We start from the raw sequence: 20,572 nt of genomic DNA on the forward strand, positions 1-20,572 counted from the left end.
GCCTCAGCCTGCGGGGCGGTTCCGCGGTGGGCGAGGCGGGGCAGACCCGCGCGGGTGTCGTACCCGGGTAGGGGGTGGGAGATCACTCAGGGGTATGAGGTGGGGGCGGCGCGGAGTCTCTACCGTCGAGGGCATGGTCGGAAATATGTCTGGGCAGGCCCGTGTCGCACGGGCGCGGCAGGTGTTCGACGGGTTCACGGTCCTGCTCGCGATCGTCTTCATCGCGGTGGCCTGGCCGACCCTGCATCTGACGCACAAGGTTCCGGCGGCGGCCGCGCCGTTCATCGCGGGCTTCGCCGCGTTCCCGATTCTGCTGCTGCGGGTGAATCCGCCACTGGGATGGGCGGTTTCGGCCGGTTCGGCGCTGATGATCGCGCTCGCGGTGCCGCATCAGCCGGGCAATTCGATCCCGTTCCAGGTGGTGCACATCCTGGTGCTGTTCGCCCTGGTGTTCGCGGTGGCCGTGCGCGCCCCCATGCGGATCGTGGCCGTGGTGTGGGTGGCGACCTCGCTGCTGTTCGCCACCGCCATGGCCCAGACCGGGGACAGCTTCGCTGAATCCGGGTTCGGCTGGCCGCTGGCCATCACCGGCCTGGTGGTGTTCGGCCTGCTCATCCGGTGGGTGGTGCTGTCGCGACAGGCGCTGCTCAAGTCGGAGGAGGAGACCGAGCTGGAGCGGGCCCGCCGCGCCATCCTGGAGGAGAAGGCGCGCATCGCCCGCGACCTGCACGATGTGGTGGCGCACCACATGTCGATGGTGGTGGTGCAGGCGCAGACCGCGCCGTATCGGATCGGCGGGTTGTCGGCCGATGCCCGCGCCGAATTCGAGTCCATCGGCGCCGGCGCGCGGGCGGCGCTCAACGAGATCCGCGGCATGCTCGGCGTGCTGCGCAGTGACGGGCAGCTGCCCGAGCACGCGCCGCAGCCCTCGGCCACCGACGTCCCGGGTCTGCTCGAGGGCGCGCAGCGTGCCGGGGTGCCGCTCACCTGGACCGTCGACGGCAGCCTCGACGCCGTGCCCGAGACCACGGGCCTGGCGCTCTACCGGATCGTGCAGGAGTCGCTGGCCAATGCGTCCCGGCACGCGCCCGGGGCGGCGGTGCGCGTGGACCTCGCCTGCGCGGGCGAGCTGACCCTGACCGTCGCCAATGATCGGCCGATCGCGGTGCGGCCGGGTGATCACTCGGGCACGTCCGGCAGCGGTATCGCCGGTATGCAGACCCGTGCGGCCGCGGTCGGCGGCGTGCTCACCGCCGGGCCCCGGCCGGACGGCGGGTTCGAGGTGCAGGCCCGGCTGCCGCTGGCGCCCGCGCTGAGTGCGGCGGGCAGCGCGGAAACGCTCGGCTTCGGCCACTGAGTCCGGGGTTCCGGTCACCGAGCCGGGTCCGGCCGGGCGCGCGATGGCGGGGGTGCGAAGTCGTCGTCGCGCGGGCCGTTCCGGTCGGGGCATGGCAAACTCGGTGTCGTGCGTGAGGTGGGACTGTGGCGATAACCGTGTTGATCGCCGACGATCAGGCGATGGTGCGGCAGGGGTTCGGGGCGTTGCTCGCGGCGCAGCCCGACATCAGCGTGGTCGGGGACGCGGCGGACGGGAAAGTCGCTGTGGCCGAGGCGAAACGGCTGCGGCCCGACGTGGTGCTGATGGATGTGCGCATGCCGGAGATGAACGGGCTCGACGCCGCCCGCTCGATTCTCTCCGCCGGGTTCGAACCGCCGGTGCGGGTGCTCATGCTCACCACCTTCGATATCGACGACTACGTGTACGAGGCCCTGGGCATCGGGGCCAGCGGGTTCCTGCTCAAGGACGCGCCCGCCGAGGAACTGGTGCGCGCGGTGCGGGTGGTGGCCGCCGGTGACGCGCTGCTAGCGCCGACCGTCACGCGCCGGCTCATCGCCGATGTCACGCGTCGCCGGGCCCGGCGCGCGCCCGCGCCGCAGCTGTCGGTGCTCACCCCGCGCGAGCGTGAGGTGCTGGAGCTGGTGGCGCGCGGCATGTCCAATGCCGAGATCGCCGAAAGCCTTTTTGTCGCAGAACAAACGGTGAAGACGCACGTGTCGAAGGTCTTCACCAAACTGAACCTGCGCGATCGGGCGCAGGCGGTGGTGCTGGCCTACGAATCCGGACTGGTGACCCCGGGCTGACCTGCCCGGACAGGGTTTCGACGGGTAGGCTCACGGACTTGTACGTCACCGGAAGGGGGTCGTAGCCAGTGCTGAATAGCGGTGACGTGTTCGCCGGGTTCACCATCGAACGACTGCTCGGACAGGGCGGGATGGGCTCGGTCTATCTCGCCCGGCACCCCCGCCTGGGCAAGTTGACGGCACTGAAGCTGCTGAACCGGGAACTGTACGCGGACAGGGAGATTCGTGCCCGGTTCGAACGCGAGGCGGATCTGGTCGCGCGGCTGGACCACCCCAATATCGTCGAGGTGTACGACCGCGGCACCGAGGACGAGATGCTGTGGATCTCCATGCAGTACGTGGACGGGGTGGACGCCGCCGGCATCAATGTCGCCACGCTGCCGCCCGAGCGGGCCGTACAGGTGATCGAAGGGGTGGCCAGCGCCCTCGACTACGCGCACGGCATGGGGGTGCTGCACCGGGATGTGAAGCCCGCCAACATCATTCTGGCCCGCGCCGTCGCCGGCCATGGCGAGCGCGTCTTCCTCACCGACTTCGGCATCGCCCGCCTGCGCGAGGACTCCACCCACCTCACCCAGGCCGGCATGTTCACCGCCACCCTCGCCTACGCCTCGCCCGAGCAGATGACCGGCGCCCACCTGGACCCCACCACCGACCAGTACTCCCTGGCCTGCGCCCTCTACTGGCTCCTGATCGGCGCCGGCCCCTACGACTCGCCCCACCCCGCCGAACTCATCCGGGGCCACCTCCAGCTCCTCCCGCCTCCCGTCTCCCTGCGCCGCCCCGGCCTCTCGCCCGCCATGGACGCCGTCCTCACCAAGGCCATGGCCAAACGGCCCGCCGACCGCTTCCCCACCTGCACCGATTTCGCCAAGGCCGCCCGCCGCGCCCTCTCCGGCCCGCCGGCCCAGCACCCCGTCCACCAGCAGCCCCTCCACCCCGCCTACCCCAATCTCCCCGCCCCCCAACCGAACTACGCCCCCCAGCCCTACCCGGCCCCACCCCAGCCCTACCCCGCCACGGCTCTGCCACCCCAGCCCGCGGCCTATCCCTCACCCCCGCAGCAACCGCCGGCACCCAATTACCCCGCGCCGCAACCACAGTCCGCGCCCCCCGCCTCCCAGCAGCCCGTCAGCGCCCCCGGCTACCCGCCTCCGGCACAGTCGGCGGGTCCGCAGCCACAACCCCCCGCGCCCACTGCCGCCCCGACCTATGCCGCCCCGGCCTACCCCCCGCCCCCGTATCAGTCCTCCTACCTCGCGCCGGCACCGCAGCCCCCCGCGCCCGAGATTTCCCAGCAGCCGCCAGCGGACAACGACCGGGTAGGTTCGGGGCCGACCGCGCGCCCCTACCCTCCGGCGCAGGGCCCTGCCGCCGGTTACTCCGCACCGCCGCAACCCCGGTCCGTGGGCGTGCCCGGCCATCCGGCGCCGCAAGGGCAGCCGATGGCTCCGGCCGTCGGCGCGTACGAGCCTGCGGCTCCGGCGGAGCCGACGGCCGGATCGACGGCGGGCACCGGCAGGGGCGCGGGTAGTGGACTGCCTGGTGCGCCGATTGAGGGATCACCTGCGCCGCAGGCGGTACCGGAGGTCGAGCCAACGGATGCCGGGTGGGCGAATCGGTCGGCGGATGTGGATGCGCAGGATGCGTCGCAGCGGCCGACGGATGTCGTGCCGCAGCCGGTGGTTTCGGCGGGGCAGCCCGAGGAGTTCTCGACCGGGGGTGCGGCCGGGCCGGCGGTGTCGGATACCGACCGGCCGGAGGGAGCGGGATCCGCAGCGGCGGATGAGGATTCGTCGGGTTCGGCGGGAGGCGGCGTATCGGAGCCGCCGGTTGCCGGTGGAACGGGCGAATCGGAGTCGGCGGAGCGGGGTCTCGGAGGGACCGCCGGGTCGCCCGGCTTCGAGGAGATCATTGCCGAGCCGGTGACGGCGCTGGCACAGCCGGTTGTCGCGGCGCCGGTGCCCGAGGCAGCGGCCGCGGCTGAGGCGACAGCGGTTGCGGGGGCCGGGGAGCCGGACGAGGCGGGTGCGGCGGCCGGGGTTGCGGAGATGCCGCCGAGTGAGCCGGTTCGCGGTGCGGAGTCTGGCGGGCCGTCCGGAGTCGCTGCCGGTCCGGCGGATTCCGGTGGCGCCGACGAGGAATCGGGTGGTGTGGTGCGGCATCCGGATTCGGGGGCGTTCGTGCCCGATTCGACGGATGGCGTCGGCTGGACGGACAGTGTAGGCGGGTCGGGGACCGTCGGCCGGGTGGCGGCCGAGGGGGACACATCGGGTTTCGCTGTGTCCGAGCCAGTTTCGGGCGGAATGGCCGGAATGACCGGTTCTGGTCCAGCTGCTGGGATGCCGGCGTATGGGGGTTATGGCAGTGGGGTGACGGGTGGGACCGGGTACGGTGGGCCGCCGTTCGGGGGGAATCCGGTGCAGCCCGGGCTGATTCCGACGTCGCAGCGGGCCGAGGCGTCGCAGCTCACCGCGGTGGTGGTGCTCGGGCTGGCGGTGGTGGCGCTGGTGCTGTTGGTGGTTGTCGCGGTGCTGGTGGTGTCGGGCTAGGCATGCGGCGCATCCGCGCCGGGCCTCGTCAAGCCTATCGAGATTCAGGAGGCGCCACACCGCATTCGGATCCCTTGTCACGCCCGGTCATACCGAGCGACCGCGGAGCGGTCGGGAAGGGATTGGGTGCGCCCGGCTCGGGGACGAGTGGGTCCAGAGATATCAGGGCTCCGGTTCTCACCGGGCGCGACTCCAGTCCAGCACCGTTACGGCGAACCGACAATCGCAGCCCCGGCGCGGTGGGAAACTTTCCGAAAGCGCCAGGTCAGCATTCATATCGCGTGGGAGCATCATTCGCAGTGACCGAAAACCGCCTTCGTGGGGGAGGATTCGATGTCGGAGCATGGTTCGACTCTGCCGCGTCGTCAACTGGGGCGATACCTGCGGGAAGGCCGGATGCAGTGCAATATGACGATCGCCGAGGCGGCGGCCCTGATGGAGTGGAGCGAATCGAAGCTGCAGCGGCTGGAAACCGGTAATGCCGAGAAGATCCGAGTCCTCGATGTCCGGGAATTGTGCCGAATCTACGACTTCGACGACGAGTTCAGCTCCGCGCTCACCGGCCTCGCGCAACAGGCCAGCGTCAAGTCCTGGTGGCACGAATACGACGATCTGATTCCAGAAGGTTTCAATATGTATGTGGGCCTGGAGGCTTCGGCCCGCGCCCTCATCTCCTATCAGCCGGAGATCATCCCGGGACTGTTCCAGACCGCCGAGTACGCACGGGTTCTGATCAATGATTACTGGCCGGATGCTGCGCACGACGAACTGGACCGCCGCGTGCAGTTGAAGACCCGTCGGCAAAGCCTCTTGACGCGCAAGCGAAGTCCGGCCTCCTTCGATGTCGTGGTACACGAAACCGCATTACGTCGCGTTGTCGGCGGCCCGCGCGTAATGGCCGCGCAGCTGCGACGCCTCGCGGACATGTCGACGCTGCCGACGATCGCTGTTCGTGTACTACCCTTCTCGGCGGGCGTACCGATCGGCCACACCGTCGGCCCGTTCGTGATCCTGGATTTCGGCCGGGACGCGGGCAACCGTCCTGTCGAACCCACGGTCGTCTACCTGGAGAACTTCCTCGGCGACCTCTACCTGGAGAAGCAGGCCGCGGTCGACCGATACCGCGAGGCATACCAAGCGATCCAGCGCGCCGCGCTGGACGAGACGACCAGCAGAGACCTCCTGCGGAGGGCAGCGAAGGAGTATGCGACGTGAGCGTCGAACCCGGCGTCCGGTGGTTCAAGAGCGCCCGCAGCACCGGTGCGAAGGAATGCGTGGAAGTCGCCTTCCTCTCCGGTGGCGTCGGAGTCCGGGACAGTAAGAACCCCAGCGGTCCGGCCTTGATCTTCCCGCCGGCGGACTGGGATCGATTCACCGCCGCCCTGGCCGCCGGGCGGTTCGAAGACTGAACCTCGGCCCGGCGGAATCCGGTGGCGGCACCGGGAATCAGGCCGTGCGGGCGGTGGCGGCGCGGGCGGAGTTGAGGGTGATCGCGGCCGCGTTCCAGATGGCGTAGGCGCTCACCGAGTAGGGCACCCAGGTCGGGTGGTGGATGACGAGCAGCACGATGGTGGCGACGGCCAGCGCCACCGCGCGGATGACGATGCCGTTGCGGAGCAGGCTGCGCAGCACCTGCGCGTCGACGAGGCTGGTGTTCTTGACGGCGTTCATGATTTCCGACCTTAAGGATTCGCGCGGGGTCCCCGAGGGGTCCGATCGCGCCAGGAATAGGACAGATCAGGCGGCGGGCCAGTCGTTTTCGGTCTCGCCGACCTTGTTGACGTAGTTGGTCAGGGTCTGCAGGGCGACCAGGGCGACGATTTCGAGCACCTGCTCCTGCGTCCACCCCGCGGCCAGTGCGGCGGCCGGATCGGCCTTGCCCCGGCTCTCGGTCAGTTCGCGGGCGAAGGCAACGGCCGCAGCCTCTTTCGGGTCCGCGGAGGTGCCGCCCTTGGCCGCCTCCACCTCGGCGTCACTCAGCTTGGCGACCCGCTTGCCGGTGAAGGTGTGCGCGGCGACGCAGTAGCCGCAGTCATTGGCCGCGCCGACGGTGAGTGCGATGCGCTCGGAGGTCGGGGCCGGCAGCGTGCCCTTCTTCAGCGCGCCGGACAGCCCGAGGTAACCCTCCAGTACCACGGGCGCGTTGGCCATCACCTTGGTCATGTTCGGCACCCGGCCCATCCGCTTCTTGACCTCGTCCAGCAGTGGTGCGTTGTCGATCGGGGTGATCATGGCGTCCTCATCCTTCTAACGGAAGATCGTGCTTTCACACGTTATAGCATCATGGAACAAAAGCGCAATACCCGTTAGAATGTGAACATGGTCGATCCCTTGGCACTCCGTTTGGCGAACACCATCCGCGCCACCAGTCGTGGCCTCACGGACGCCTTCGGCACCCCCGAATCCACCCGTGAGTGGCTGGTCGCCAATGCCGCGAATGTCGGTGTGTACCTGGATCTCGAGGCGTACCTGCCCACCGAGGACGAGCGCGCCGCCCTGGTGGACCTGCGGCAGAACGTGCGCGCGCTGTTCGCGGAATACGTTGCGCCCCAGCCGCCCAGCTCCGCCGACGCCGCCGTGCTGCCGGCCTTCCCGGACGCACTGGCCGCCGTCAACCGCGCGGCCGCCCCCGCGCTCCGGCTGCTGGCATGGGACGGCACCGGTCCGCACACCGAGCACCGGCTGCTCACCTCGGACGACCTGGCCACCGTCATGGCCGGACTGGCCGACGCCACCATCGAGTTCTTCTCCGGCGCCCAGGCCGCCCAGATTCGCGTCTGCCCGGCCCCGCGCTGCGTGCGCTACTTCCTGAAATCGCATCCGCGCCAAGAGTGGTGCTCAGTCGCATGCGGCAACCGCGCCCGCGCCGCCCGCCACTACGCCCAGCACCGCGACTGAGCCCAGCATCGCGGCTGAGCCCAGCGCCGCGACTGAGCCCAGCGCCGCGACTGAGCCCAGCGCCGCGACCGAGCCCAGCGCCGCGACCGAGCCAAGCGCCGCGACCGAGTTCAGCATCGCGGCTGAGCCCAGCGCCGCGACTGAGCCCAGCGCCGCGACCGAGTTCAGCATCGCGACTGAGCCCAGCGCCGCTACTTGGTCGAGTGCCGCGACTGAGTCCGGGGCCACGGTCGATACGCCTCCGCAACGCGATACGGCCCTCGCACCGACAGGTGCGAGGGCCGTATGCCGCAGTGTGTTTCGACTCGGAGCGAGCCGGCTCAGCCGAAGAAGGCGGCCGCCTCCCGGTACCGATCCTGCGGCACCAGCTTGAGCTGCTTGGTGGCCTCCGACAGCGGCACCAGTTCCACCTCGGTGCCGCGCAGCGCCACCATCTGCCCGAATCGCCCGGCGTGCACGGCTTCCGCCGCGTGCACGCCGAAACGCGTTGCCAGCACACGGTCGTACGCGGTCGGGGTGCCGCCGCGCTGCACGTGCCCGAGCACCGTCACCCGGACCTCCTTGCCGATGCGCCGCTCGATCTCCGGCGCCAGCTGCTGGGCCACGCCGGTGAACCGCACATGCCCGAATTCGTCGATGCCGCCGTCGCGCAGGGTCATGGACGTGGGATCGGGGTGCGCACCCTCGGCCACCACGCAGATGAAGTGCGAATCCCCGCGCTGGAAGCGGCGTTTCACCATGGCGCAGACCTCGTCCACGTCGAACGGCACCTCGGGCACCAGCGTCAGGTGCGCGCCGGAGGCGATGCCGGAGTTGATGGCGATCCAGCCCGCGTGCCGCCCCATCACCTCGACCAGCATGACGCGCTGGTGGGATTCGGCGGTGGTGTGGATCCGGTCGATGGCCTCGGTGGCGATGGAGACGGCGGTGTCGTGGCCGAAGGTGGTGTCGGTGCAGTCGATGTCGTTGTCGATGGTCTTGGGGACGCCCACCACCGGCACGCCCTCGTCGGCCAGCCAGGAGGCGGCGGTCAGCGTGCCCTCGCCGCCGATCGGGATGAGCGCGTCGATCCCGTTGTCGTCGAGGGTCTGCTTGATGCGGGGGAGTCCGGCGCGCAGCACGTCCGGATTGGTGCGCGCGGTGCCCAGAATGGTGCCGCCCTTGGTGAGCAGCCGATCGGTGCGGTCATTGTTGAGGATCTGGATCTTGCGATCCTCGAGTAGGCCACGCCAGCCGTCCTGGAAGCCGACGATCGCATCCCCCCAGCGGCCGTTCGAGGTACGAACGACAGCACGGATCACGGCATTCAAGCCTGGGCAGTCTCCGCCTCCGGTCAAGACTCCGATGCGCATGATCCCCATCTTGCCCTGAGATCGGCGGCCTGTGATCCCCGCCCCCGTGAACCGCGGGTTACGGTTTCCGCTAGCCGGCGGTGCAGGTACCGCCCTTGAGTTCGTCGAGGTGCTTGCCGATCAGGGTGGCGATCTTGGTGAGGATCGTGGTGCCCTCGTCGAAGGAGCCGGAATTGGGCTGGGTGGCAACCGCGATGGCGATCTGGCCGCCGTCCACCGGGATCAGTCCGAATTGCCGGACCAGGTAGTTGCCGCTGGGATCGGGTCCCCAGCCGCCCTTGAAGATGGCGCCGTCCAGATTGCCCAGCCCCCAGCGCTGAGTGGAGCTGATCTTGCCCATCAGCGCGGTGACGTCGTCGGATTGCGCCAGGCAGGGGAGTTTGGCGGCGAATTTCAGCTGATTCGCCAGCGACCATTCGGCCTGGCCGAAGGCGGAGTAGTCGGCCCGGGCGCGGGTGGCGGGGACCGTGGTCTCGGTGTCGCCACCCTCGCGTAGCACGTCCTGGACGGTCTGGGCCGCGACCTCGGGCGTCCCCAGCGACTGCCAGAGGGTGTCGGCGGCGGAGTTGTCGGAGTATTCGATGGCATTGACCGCCGCCACCTGATTGCCCGCGCTCTTGCGCAGCGCCGCCAGGGTCAGCGGGACCTTCATGGTCGACCAGCCGGGCCCGGAGCTCCAATCGCCCAGGGCCAGCACCCGATCGGTGCCCACCGGCATCACGGCCAGCCCGACCTTACCGGCCAGCGACGGCTTCAGGTCATTGGTGAAATCCCAGGCCAGCGAGCCCGGCAGCGCCATGACGGTGGTGGGGCTGGCGGCGCTGGGCGCGGCCGCGGCCACGGTGGTCTTGTCCGGGACCAGTACCGGCTTGCTGCTGCACGCGGTCAGCGCCCCGACCAGCACGGCGAGCGCTCCGCATGCCCGCGCGAGCCGTCGTCCGCGCCAACGGGATCCGTACCCCGCATCGCGTGTGCTGTCCAGTGCGTCGCGCTGGTCAGCGTTCCGCGAATACGGTGCGTGCACCCCGTAACCTCCATCTGCCCCGGTGTCCGGTGCGTTCCCTGTTCCTAGCGGACGCACCTGGACCCGTCAATCGCAAGGATTGTTGTGGGTTGGGACACTGGCGGTCAAACCCGGTGGGTATGGACGTTTTTCACCGGCTCACGCCCGATTGGGGGTGCACGCTGGGCATTTTGAAACGAATACGCGCCGAATGTGTTAGTGCGAGCAGAGTCCGCCGTGCAGGTCGGGCAGATGGTCGCCGACCAGCAGCGCGAGCTTGTCCATCATGTCCGTGGCGTCGTCGAAACTGCCCGAGGTGGGCTCGGCCGCCAGCGCCACCGCCACCGGTCCGTTCAGCGTCGGGACCAGCCCGAACTGGCGGACGGTGTACTTGCCGGTGTCGTCGTCGGGACCCCAGCCGCCCTTGAATTCCGCACCGATGAGCCGGCCCAGGCCCCAGCTCTGGCTGGGGGTGATCTCACTCATGAGCGAGACCACGGAATTGGCGCGCGGCAGGCAGGGCAGCCGGGACGCGAAGTGCACCTGATCGGCCAGCGACCAGTCGGTGGCGCCGAAGGCGAGCAGATCGTCGGACTCCAGCGCAGCCAGCTTGGTGTGGCGCGCGGCGACGTCGGTGGTGGCGTCGCCGGCCTCGCGCAGCACCGCCTCGACCGCGTCGGCGGCCTCGCTGCTGGTGCCCAGCGAGTTCCAGAGCGTCTGTGCCGCATCGTTGTCGGAGAAGGTGATGGCGGCCTCGGCGGTGGAGCGCATGCCCACCGGATCGTGGCGCAGCGCGGCGAGCGCGAGCGGCACCTTGATGGTGGACCAGGCGATGCCGGTGCTCCACTCACCCAGCTGAATCATATCGCCGCCGCCGACGGGCATGACCGCCACGCCGACCCGGCCGTCCAGGGTGGCCTGCAGATCATTGAAATCCGCCGCGAACGCGACGGATTTCGGCAGTCCGAACAGCTCCGGCAAATCCGGTCCGATCATGCTCGGGACCGGTAGCGCGGAACTGTCTCCGACCGGCTTGATCTCATCCGACTGCGCCGAATGACGCTGTACAGCACCGAGATTCGGGCTACAAGCGGAAACTGCCAGGACAGCCGCCAGCGCCAGCCCGCGCACAAACCCCTTGCGACAGGCCGGATTTGGATCAGTAGACATACACCACCGCGTTCTCGCCACCGACGCAGGTCACCAATTTGCCTGCGGCCGTGCAGTTCATCGTGTAAGACCGGCCGGTCACCGGGCTCACTGCCATCACACTAACTGCCGAAGCCTGCCGACCAGAAGCCGCGTCGGCATAGGCTCGGCGCACCTCTTCCGCGAAAGGGCAGGTAGTGACCGTGTTTCCGATCGCGGAACTGGCGTAACCGCCGAGCGCCGCATACACCGGTGGACACGACGTCGCTCCCGCCGGCAGTTGCACAGTGGTGGGAGCCGGGGTTGTCGCCGCCGGGCCCGGCTGCTGCGAGTGCGGGGCGGTGGTGGCCGGAACACCCTGTGCCGCCGTCGTTATGGGTGCTTCGTTGCCGGAGCGGTCCAGGACTTGCCAGCCCACCGCACCGGCAACGGCGGCCACCGCGACCACCAGCACGCCGATCGCCAGCGGCGCCGCGATCGACTTGCCCTTGCTCCGTTTTCCGGGCTCGCGGGGCGGCGGCTGGACGATGGGGTGATCCGCGGTCGGGTACAGCGCGGGATCGGGCGCCGGCGCGTACGGGAAGTCCCGCTGCTGCGCCTGGGCGTGGCCCCAGACCGCCTGCTGGTGGGCGTCGGCCGGCAGCGGCGTGTAGTGGAAATCGCTGACCCGCACCCGGGTCGGATCCGACGGCAGGATGACCGGCAGATCCCCTGTGGGCGAAGGTTCCTCGGCGGCGGGGAAGGATCCGGTGATATAGGCCGGGATCGCCCCGGTGTTCAGCCCGAGCCCGGAACCGGGTTGCCGCACAGTGGGATCAGGTTGCCGCACAGCGGGATCGGAGTGCCGCAGGGTGGGATCGGCATTGCGTCCCGCAGCGGGCGTCCCGCCCGGCATGACCGTGGTCGGCGGCCCGGCCGGCCCGCCGGTCGGCAGCACGGTCGTCGGTGGCGGGCCGACCGGCGGACCCGGCGGCACGGTCCGGCCCGGCCGGGGCTGCCCGGCGGGCGCGGGCACCGGCTGACCACCGGCCAGCGCCGCCCGCGCGGCCCGGGCGAATTCGCCCGCGGTGAAGAACCGGTCGTTCGGATCCTTGGCCAGCGCCTTGGCCACCACGGCATCCAGCGCGGGCGGAATCCCGCTGCGCAGCATGCTCGTCAGCGGTGGCGGCTCCGACAGATGCGCGCGGATCAGCACGCTCATGTTGTGCGCAGGAAAGGGTTTGTCGCCGGTGAGGCACTCGTGCAGCACACAGCCCAGCGAGTAGATGTCGGCGCGCCCGGAGACCGGCCCGGCGTCGAAGCGCTCGGGGGCCATGTAGGCGTAGGAGCCCACGGCCGTGCCGGTCACGGTGATGGTGGAATCGCCCTCGGTGCGAGCGATGCCGAAATCCGCGAGATATGCGAAATCTGCATCAGTCACAAGGATGTTCGCGGGTTTGACGTCCCGGTGCACCAGCCCCGAGTAGTGCGCGGCGTCCAGCGCGGCGGCGATCTGCTCGATGATCCCGACGACCCGCAGCGGCGGCAGCACGCCGTACTGGTTCAGCAGCGAGCGCAGATCCTGCCCGCGCACCAGCCGCATATCGATGTAGAGCACACCGTCGATCTCGCCCCAGTCGTGGATGGGGATGATGTGCGGCTCCGCCAGCCGTGCCGCCGCCTGCGACTCCCGGCGGAAACGTTCCTGGTAGGAGGGGTCTTTCGCGAGTTCTTCCGGTAGCAGCTTGAGGGCGACGACCCGATCCTTGGAAGTGTCGTAGGCCTCGTAGACCTCTCCCATACCGCCCCTGCCCAGCAGCGAGCGCAACTCGTACGGCCCGAATCTGCTTCCGGCCCGCGATGGCGGTGCATCCACCCCGTCCAACCTCCAACTCTCGGGAGGGAAGCAGACGAGGACCCGCGACCCACCCCTCTAGGAGGTGGATTCTCCCGGTGCCACTACGCCGTGGTCAAACGCAAAGACAATGGCCGCTGCCCGGTCGCGTAACCCGAGCTTCCCGAAGATATGTCCCACGTGGCTCTTCACCGTTACCTCCGAGATACCGAGTGTGCGCGCGATCTCAGCATTGAGGCGGCCGCGGCCGATGAGCTCGAGCACCTCGAGCTCGCGAACGGTCAGCTCGGACAGGCGATCGCCGCCGGGCGCCGGCGTGGGACGGGCCGAGCGATAGGTGGTCAGCACCCGCGGCGTGACCGTCGGGTCCAGCCAGGAGCCGCCGGTGGCGACGGTCCGCACCGCGCGGATCAGATCCTCGGCGGGGGAGTCCTTGAGGATGAACCCGGCCGCGCCCGCTCGCAGCGCGCCCGACAGCAACTGGTCGTCGTCGAAGGTGGTGAGCACCAGCACCGGCGGCGCGTCCACGACCGTTCGCAGCGTCCGGGTGGCCTCGATGCCGCCGATCCGCTTCATGCGCAGATCCATCAGCACCACGTCCGGGCGGTGCGCGGTGACGGCCGCGGGCACCTCGTCCCCGTCCGCGCACTCACTCACCGTGAAACCGTCGCGGCGGCGCAGGATTCGGCGCAGCCCGCCGCGCACCAGCTCCTGATCGTCGACGACGAGCACGCCGATCGGCTCGTCGTCGGATCGGTCGATCACGTACCCTCCTGCGGGGTCTTCTGGGTCATGGACAGCAGTACGGAGCGCAGGTTCTGCTCCGCGGCGGCGATACAGGGCATCTGCCCGGTCGTCGGGATCCGGGCGGACACCCGCCAGCCGTCGTCGTGGGGTCCCGCGGTCAGGGTGCCGCCGAGGACGGCCAGGCGCTGGCGCATGCCCGAGATGCCCATGCCGCGACCGGGCCGCAGCAGTGCCCCGGGGGGCAGGGTATTCGTGATGGTGACATCAATATGTCTGGCGCAGACCATCATTCGAACCTGAGCCTGTGCGCCGGGGGCGTGCTTGGCGATATTGGCGAGCGATTCCTGGCAGATCCGGTACAGCGCCAGCCCCAGGGCGGCCGAGACCTGCCCGCGATCGCCTTCCGAGCGGAAGTCGATCGCCATGCCCGCGCGGAGGAAGTCCGACACCAGATCCTCGATGTCATCGAGGCCGGGTTCGGGCGTCTGCGGCGCATGGAGCCCGTCCAGCAGCCCGACCGTCCGGCGGATGTCGGCCATGGCCTGCCTGCCGAGTCGCTCGGCGTCGGCGAGCGCGTCGATCGCCTCGTCCACATCGCGGTCGGTCTGCAGCGCGTGCCGGGCGGCGGTCACGTGCAGCAGGGTGACGCTCAGTGAGTGCGCGATGACATCGTGCACCTCACGGGCGATGCGCCGGCGCTCCTCGCCGGCCGCCTGCAGGGCGCGGACCTCCTGGTAGTCGCGTTCCTGATACAGGTAGCGGCGCTGGTAGTTCAGCAGCTGCCCGGTGAACCAGCCGAAGAGGATGCCGAGCGTGAACCAGGTCAGTCCGTCGATGTGCCCGACGTATCCGAAGAACATGATCTCCGCGATCATGCCCAGGCCGATGACCGTGCTCACGGACGTCCGGGTGATGGCCGCGACCTCGCCGGTCACGACGATCAGGATGAGCGGTGCGACATCCAGCGGCACCGGCTGCATCAGGAACAGGGCCACCCCGGCCATGGTCAGCGAGGCGAGCAGGACCGGGCGCGGCGGGAGGTTGAGCACCACGCACGGCGGCCCGGTCAGATAGATGATGAGCAGCGCGGCCAGGGCGAGGAAGCCGGGGAAATAGCCCGCGGCCACCCGCTGGGCGAAGGCGAGCGTGCTGAACGTGTAGAGCATCACGTCCACCAGCACGACCATCGAGACCGGGTAGTCGAAACCCGTCTCCTCCACCCAGCGCCGGTATTCACGGACCGGGTTGCGCACGAACCGCCGGGACCGGACACCGGCTTCGTGCAGCCACTCCCGTAACTCCTGCAACGCCTGCCCGACCGCCTCGGGGGTGGCGCTGGTCACGTTCATTCTGCAAGGCTATCCGTCGAAGCAGACCGCGTACATCGTCCGGCGGCAGGGGCACGTCTCCTACCGGAGTAGGAGGTCAAGTCGCGTCCGCGGCACGAAGACAGGGGTATCGGAGCGATCGTAGTTTTGGGCAACGGCACACGCGCCCGCCCGCCAAGCCCGGGTGCACACAACGCTGGAACCCAATTCAACGGAAGGTTGGCGCCATGTCCTGGGCAGATTTTCACGCTCGTACCGACATCCTGCACATCGTTCTCGATCGCGCAGCGCGCAGTGACTTCGAACTGAATCCCGCTGATCCCAAGCTGTTCGACAATATCCCGGAGCTGCAGCGCCTGTTCGGCGGTCCTGACGGGGTACTGCTCGCACTGCGCAATCGCTGGGAGAACCATTTGACCGTGAAGATGGAAAACGCAATGGAGAAGGGCGTTTTGGCGATCGAGGTGTACGCGGAGCTGTGCGCCGAACAGCCGGCCCTGCGCGCGATCCTCGACACCTACGACACCGACCGGCTGTATTTCGGCCGTCCGCGTGCGCGAGCGCTGGCCAGCTGATAGACACCGGCTGGTATTGATCTGCAGAGGGGAACGACCAATGCTGGAATTGACCGACGTCACCAAGGAATACCGGGTGGGCGAGCAGACCGTGCGCGCTCTGGACGGGATCAGCCTGCGGATCGATGCGGGGGAGTTCACCGCCATCGTCGGTCCTTCCGGTTCGGGCAAGAGCACCCTGCTGCACCTGCTCGGCGCGCTGGATTCCCCGGACACCGGGTCGATTCGATTCCAGGACAAGGAGATCGGCGACCTGGACGACGACCGGCAGTCCGAATTCCGCAGGCACCGTGTCGGTTTCGTCTTCCAGTTCTTCAATCTGCTGCCCACGCTGACCGCCTGGGAGAACGTCGCCATCCCGAAACTGCTGGACGGCACCGGATTACGCAAGGCCAAGCCGCGCGCACTGGAGTTGCTCGACCTGGTCGGGCTCAGCGAGCGCGCCGAGCACCGGCCGGCCGAACTGTCCGGCGGCCAGATGCAGCGGGTTGCGGTGGCGCGGGCGCTGATCATGGATCCGCCGCTGATCCTGGCCGACGAACCGACCGGCAACCTGGACTCCAAGACCGGCGCCTCGATCCTGCAGCTGCTCGCCGACATCACCGAGGAGGGCAACTCCGTGGTCATGGTCACCCACGACATGGGTGCGGTGCGCTACTGCGACCGGGTGATCAACCTGCGCGACGGGCAGATCGGGTCCATCGACCGGGTCGAGCGCGGCGATGACGGCCAGGTGCGGACCGTTCCCGAGCCGGGCCGTAACGGTTCGGCGCCCGCCGCCGGCCGCGACGTCACCGCCGACGACGCCGGGGCGGTGCGCGCATGATCCGGGCCGCGCTGGATCGGCTCCGCGCCGCGCTGGATCGACTCCGCCTGTTCAATATCGGTGAGCTCTTCGCCCACCGCGGCCGCACCACCATGGCCATGGTGGTGATGGGAGTGTCCGCGGGACTGCTGGTTTCGGTGTTCAGCATCTCCGGCTCCATCACCGGCTCGGTCGACAAGCTCACCCACAGTCTGGGCGGCAAGGCGGTGCTGGAGGTCAGCGGCATCACCGACGCGGGCTTCGATCAGCAACTGCTGCAAAAGATCCGGTCCGTGCCCGGGGTCGGCACGGCGGTGCCGATGGTGCGGCAGTCCATCGGGGCCGACGACAAACGGGCCCTGCTGGTCGGTGCGGACCCCTCCGCCGCCCAGCTGGGCAGTGACCTCGGCGGGACGGTGACCGATCAGGCGAGCAAACTGCTCACGGTCGGCAACGGTGTCCTGGTCGGCTCCGCCATGGGCTATCACGAGGGCGACAAGTTCCAGCTCGGTACCGTGACGGCCACCGTCGCGGGCGTCATCGACGACTCCACCGCCGCCAAGATCAACGGCGGCCACATCGTGATCGCGCTGCTGCCGGTGGCACAGAAGATCACCGGCCGGGAAGGCCGGCTGGACTCGGTCCAGATCATCGCCGCGTCGAATACCGATGTGGGCCAACTGCGTTCCGACCTCACCAAGGCGATCGCCGGCCGGGCCGTGGTCGCCGATCCGGATCTGCGGACCGCGCAGGCCGGCGGCGCGGTGATGCTGGTGCGCTACTCGACGCTGGCCTCCTCGGCCTCGGCGCTCATCGTGTCCTCGTTCCTCATCTACAACGCCATGAGCATGGCCGTGGCGCAACGCCGCCCGACGCTGTCGCTGCTGCGGGCCATGGGCGGCAAGCGCGGTCCCGTGGTGCGCGATCTGCTCGCCGAGGCCGCGATCCTCGGCCTGTTCGGCGCGATCAGCGGCTCCATCATCGGAATCTTCATGGGCCGCACCGCCATCCGGCAGCTGCCCGCCGCCATCGTGAACTCCGTCGAGTCGCGCACCGAGTACGAGGTGCCCGGTTACGCGGTGCCGGTGGCGATTCTGGCCTGCGTGCTGGCCAGCGTCGCCGCGGCGGCGATCGCCGCGCGCCAGGTGTACAAGGTCGCGCCGATCGAGGCGCTGGCCCCCGTCGGCGTCGGCGCGGCCGACAGCGTGAAGCCGGTGATCCGCTGGGCCGCAGCGGTTCTCGGTCTGATCATGGTGTCGGGTGCGGTGGTCGTGGCCGAGGCGGATCTGGGCCGGCTCTCGATCGGGGCGATCTCGCTGTCCATCGCCGGCGCGGTCGTGCTGTGCTTCGCCGCCACCGAGCCCATCGTGCGGGTGGTCGCCGCGGTGGCCCGGCTCTTCGGCGCGCCCGGCGCCCTGGGCGCGACCACCATCGAACGCGCACCGCGCCGGGTCTGGGCCACCGTCATGACCGTCATGATCGGCGTGACCGCCATCGTCGCCATCGGCAATGCCAGCCGCAATATGGTCAGCGCCGCGACCGACAGTTTCGAGGGCCTGGCCCGCACCGACGTCTTCGTCAGCCCGACCGCCATGGAGCAGTTCCCCACCGGCCCGCTGCTGCCGCCGGACCTGAAGCAGAAACTGAGCGCTATCCCCGGCGTCGGCGGAGTCGGTTCGGCCCAAATGGCTTTCGCGACCCTGGGCCGCGGCCGTGTCATGCTGCAGGCCTTCGAGGGCGGCGTGGCCCGGACCTCGGTGCTGGACAGTGTGAGCCAGGCCGACCAGGCGCGCATGGCCGCCGGTGCGGGCGTCGTCATCTCCCGGGATGTGGCCCGCTCGCTCGGCGTGCACGAGGGGTCCGACCTGACCCTGCCCACCCCGACCGGTGAGCACCGGGTGCAGGTGCTGAAGGTGGTGCCCTATTTCTCCGCCATCGCGGGGGTGGTGGCGCTGGACCTGAACATCATGCGCGAGTGGTACCAGCGGCCGGGCGAGACCATCATCGGCGTCGACTTCGCGCCCGGCGCGGATCACGCCGCGGTGATGGCGGCCGTGCGCGCCGCCGTCCCGGCCGATATCCACGTCAGCACCGGACGCGATGCGGTGACCGCGATTTCGTCCAGTGTCCGGCAGGGCACCTCGATCAGCGCGGCCATCCTCTGGATCGTGGTCGTGGTCTCGGCGGTCGCGCTGCTCAATACCCTGATGCTGTCGGTGCTGGACCGCCGCCGCGAACTCGGGGTGCTGCGGGCCATGGGCACCAGCCGCCGCTTCCTGCTGCGCACCGTGCTCACCGAGGCGACCGGCATCGGAGTGACCGGCGCGGCACTCGGATTGGCGATCGGCTCGGCCGTGCACTACCTGGCCACCATCGCGCTCGGGCACGCCATCGCCATGGACATTCGCTATCAGCCCAGCCCACTGCTGGTGGCCTACGCCGCCATCGCGCTCGGACTGTCCCTGCTCGGGGCCATCCCGCCCGCCCTGCGCGCGGCGCGGCTGCCCATCGTGGAGGCCATCGCCGTGGACTGATCGGCGAGTAAATAGGATGGAGCGCATGAGCGCAGCGACCGTGGACTTGATGGACTACTCCGATGTCATCGACCGGTACGAACCGGTGCTCGGCATGGAGGTACACGTCGAGCTGGGCACCGCGACCAAGATGTTCTGCGGCTGCCCGACCGAATTCGGCGCCGATCCCAACACCCAGGTGTGCCCCGTGTGCCTGGGCCTGCCGGGCTCGCTGCCGGTGGTGAACGAGAAGGCCGTCGAGTCCGCGATCCGCATCGGGCTGGCGCTGAACTGCTCCATCACCCCGTGGGGCCGGTTCGCGCGGAAGAACTACTTCTATCCGGACCAGCCCAAGAACTACCAGATCAGCCAGTACGACGAGCCGATCGCCACCAACGGCCACCTGGATGTGGTGCTCGATGACGGGTCGACCTTCCGGGTCGAGATCGAGCGGGCCCACATGGAGGAGGACACCGGCAAGTCGCTGCACGTCGGTGGCGCGACCGGCCGCATCCACGGCGCCTCGCACTCGCTGCTGGACTACAACCGCGCCGGTGTGCCGCTCATCGAGATCGTCACCAAGCCCATCGAGGGCGCGGGCGAACGCGCCCCCGAGGTGGCCCGCGCGTACGTGACCGCGCTGCGCGAGGTGCTCAAGTCCCTGGCCGTCTCCGACGTGAAGATGGAGCAGGGCTCACTGCGCTGCGACGCCAACGTCTCCCTGATGCCCAAGGGCGCCAAGGAATTCGGCACCCGCACCGAGACCAAGAACGTGAACTCGCTCAAGAGCGTCGAGGTCGCGGTGCGCTTCGAGATGCGCCGCCAGGGCGCGGTGCTCGCCGCCGGCGGCTCGGTGCTGATGGAGACCCGCCACTTCCACGAGACCGATGGCACCACCTCGCCCGGCCGCATCAAGGAGACCGCCGAGGACTACCGCTACTTCCCGGAGCCGGACCTCGAGCCCATCGCGCCCGACGCCGCCTGGGTCGAGGAACTGCGCGGCACCATCCCGGAGTACCCGTGGCTGCGCCGCGCCCGCATCCAGTCCGACTGGGGCCTGCCCGCCGAGGTGTTCCGCGACCTGGTCAATGCCGGTGCGCTGGACCTGATCATCGCGACCGTCGACGCGGGCGCTTCCGTGGACGCCGCCCGTTCCTGGTGGGTCGCCTACCTGACCGAGAAGGCCAAGGAGCACGAGGTCGCGCTCGAGGACCTGCCCATCACCCCGAAGCAGGTCGCCGAGGTGGCCGGGCTGGTCGAGGCCAAGACCATCAACAACAAGGTCGCCAAGCAGGTCGTCGACTTCGTCCTCGCCGGTGAGGGCGAGCCGGGCCAGATCGTCGAGGCCAAGGGCCTGGGCATGGTTTCCGACGACTCCGCGCTGCAGGCCGAGGTCGAGAAGGCCCTCGCCGCCAGCCCGGACATCGCTGAGAAGATCCGCTCCGGCAAGGTGCAGGCCGCCGGCAAGGTCGTCGGTGACGTCATGAAGGCCACCCGCGGCCAGGCCGACGCCGCCCGCGTCCGTGAACTGGTCCTCGCGGCCTGCGGAGTCGAGGGCTGACACCTGCGAAACAGCCTGTGGCGCACGACCGATGTGGTGCGCCACAGTCCTGACTCCACCCATTCTCGAATCGGGGCGGGGGGGCTCGCCCCGCCCGCCCCGCCCCGCGCGGG

The 20,572-nt window shown here is 69.5% G+C and carries 18 protein-coding genes; 10 read left to right on the forward strand and 8 right to left on the reverse strand.

The genetic code is table 11. The annotated features are described in order from the left end of the window. Positions 1-133 precede the first annotated feature (133 nt). The 5 genes from ACWEQQ_RS29485 (at position 134) to ACWEQQ_RS29505 (ending at position 6,103) form a co-directional block, all read left to right on the forward strand. Positions 134-1,357, forward strand: coding sequence for a sensor histidine kinase (locus tag ACWEQQ_RS29485; RefSeq protein WP_452350540.1), 1,224 nt, complete (start codon positions 134-136; stop codon positions 1,355-1,357). 125 nt (positions 1,358-1,482) lie between these two features. Continuing rightward, entirely contained in the window at positions 1,483-2,142 is a 660-nt protein-coding gene (locus tag ACWEQQ_RS29490; protein WP_452338754.1) for a response regulator, read from the forward strand. 68 nt (positions 2,143-2,210) lie between these two features. After that, on the forward strand, positions 2,211-4,694 hold the full coding sequence (locus tag ACWEQQ_RS29495; RefSeq protein ID WP_452350541.1) for a protein kinase domain-containing protein: 2,484 nt from the start codon (positions 2,211-2,213) through the stop codon (positions 4,692-4,694). A gap of 333 nt (positions 4,695-5,027) precedes the next feature. Beyond that, entirely contained in the window at positions 5,028-5,909 is an 882-nt protein-coding gene (locus ACWEQQ_RS29500) for a helix-turn-helix domain-containing protein (RefSeq protein ID WP_452338756.1), read from the forward strand. After that, positions 5,906-6,103 carry a DUF397 domain-containing protein gene (locus ACWEQQ_RS29505; protein ID WP_452350542.1) on the forward strand — a complete coding sequence of 66 codons (198 nt, stop codon included), beginning with the start codon at positions 5,906-5,908 and terminating at the stop codon, positions 6,101-6,103. The genes ACWEQQ_RS29500 and ACWEQQ_RS29505 overlap by 4 nt, the downstream gene beginning before the upstream one ends. Before the next feature lie 37 nt (positions 6,104-6,140). Here ACWEQQ_RS29505 and ACWEQQ_RS29510 read toward each other — a convergent pair whose 3' ends face one another. Continuing rightward, complete coding sequence (locus ACWEQQ_RS29510; protein ID WP_452338758.1) at positions 6,141-6,365, reverse strand: hypothetical protein; 225 nt, start codon at positions 6,363-6,365, stop codon at positions 6,141-6,143. 66 nt (positions 6,366-6,431) lie between these two features. After that, entirely contained in the window at positions 6,432-6,926 is a 495-nt protein-coding gene (locus ACWEQQ_RS29515) for a carboxymuconolactone decarboxylase family protein (protein WP_354835272.1), read from the reverse strand. 87 nt (positions 6,927-7,013) lie between these two features. Here ACWEQQ_RS29515 and ACWEQQ_RS29520 point away from each other — a divergent pair, with 87 nt between their 5' ends. Continuing rightward, a complete protein-coding gene (locus tag ACWEQQ_RS29520) occupies positions 7,014-7,592 on the forward strand; it encodes a CGNR zinc finger domain-containing protein (RefSeq protein ID WP_452338759.1) in 579 nt (192 codons plus the stop codon). Between the two features lie 320 nt (positions 7,593-7,912). Here ACWEQQ_RS29520 and ACWEQQ_RS29525 read toward each other — a convergent pair whose 3' ends face one another. The 6 genes from ACWEQQ_RS29525 to ACWEQQ_RS29550 all read right to left on the reverse strand — a co-directional run bounded on the left by ACWEQQ_RS29525 (position 7,913) and on the right by ACWEQQ_RS29550 (position 15,026). Beyond that, positions 7,913-8,944, reverse strand: a complete 1,032-nt coding sequence (locus ACWEQQ_RS29525; RefSeq protein WP_452350543.1) for an ATP-dependent 6-phosphofructokinase — start codon at positions 8,942-8,944, stop codon at positions 7,913-7,915. A gap of 70 nt (positions 8,945-9,014) precedes the next feature. Next, positions 9,015-9,968, reverse strand: a complete 954-nt coding sequence (locus ACWEQQ_RS29530; RefSeq protein ID WP_452338760.1) for a hypothetical protein — start codon at positions 9,966-9,968, stop codon at positions 9,015-9,017. A gap of 195 nt (positions 9,969-10,163) precedes the next feature. Continuing rightward, entirely contained in the window at positions 10,164-10,943 is a 780-nt protein-coding gene (locus ACWEQQ_RS29535) for a hypothetical protein (RefSeq protein ID WP_452350544.1), read from the reverse strand. Positions 10,944-11,106: 163 nt separating this feature from the next. Further along, positions 11,107-12,951: a protein kinase domain-containing protein gene (locus tag ACWEQQ_RS29540; RefSeq protein WP_452350545.1), complete on the reverse strand. Its 1,845-nt coding sequence runs from the start codon at positions 12,949-12,951 to the stop codon at positions 11,107-11,109. A 57-nt stretch (positions 12,952-13,008) separates the two neighbouring features. After that, positions 13,009-13,662, reverse strand: coding sequence for a response regulator transcription factor (locus tag ACWEQQ_RS29545; protein ID WP_354835362.1), 654 nt, complete (start codon positions 13,660-13,662; stop codon positions 13,009-13,011). 29 nt (positions 13,663-13,691) lie between these two features. Further along, on the reverse strand, positions 13,692-15,026 hold the full coding sequence (locus ACWEQQ_RS29550) for a sensor histidine kinase (RefSeq protein ID WP_452350546.1): 1,335 nt from the start codon (positions 15,024-15,026) through the stop codon (positions 13,692-13,694). Positions 15,027-15,232: 206 nt separating this feature from the next. Between ACWEQQ_RS29550 and ACWEQQ_RS29555 the strand changes: the two genes are divergently transcribed. Genes ACWEQQ_RS29555 through gatB form a run of 4 tightly spaced genes read left to right on the forward strand, consistent with a single transcriptional unit; the run spans position 15,233 to position 20,459 of the window. After that, positions 15,233-15,580, forward strand: coding sequence for a hypothetical protein (locus tag ACWEQQ_RS29555; protein WP_452350547.1), 348 nt, complete (start codon positions 15,233-15,235; stop codon positions 15,578-15,580). 40 nt (positions 15,581-15,620) lie between these two features. After that, a complete protein-coding gene (locus tag ACWEQQ_RS29560) occupies positions 15,621-16,406 on the forward strand; it encodes an ABC transporter ATP-binding protein (RefSeq protein ID WP_452338764.1) in 786 nt (261 codons plus the stop codon). Further along, positions 16,403-18,919, forward strand: a complete 2,517-nt coding sequence (locus tag ACWEQQ_RS29565) for an FtsX-like permease family protein (protein WP_452350548.1) — start codon at positions 16,403-16,405, stop codon at positions 18,917-18,919. The genes ACWEQQ_RS29560 and ACWEQQ_RS29565 overlap by 4 nt, the downstream gene beginning before the upstream one ends. A 25-nt stretch (positions 18,920-18,944) precedes the next feature. Further along, on the forward strand, positions 18,945-20,459 hold the full coding sequence (gatB, locus tag ACWEQQ_RS29570; protein WP_452350549.1) for an Asp-tRNA(Asn)/Glu-tRNA(Gln) amidotransferase subunit GatB: 1,515 nt from the start codon (positions 18,945-18,947) through the stop codon (positions 20,457-20,459). The last annotated feature ends 113 nt before the right edge of the window (positions 20,460-20,572 follow it).

It is taken from the genome of Nocardia sp. NPDC004123, assembly GCF_053603795.1.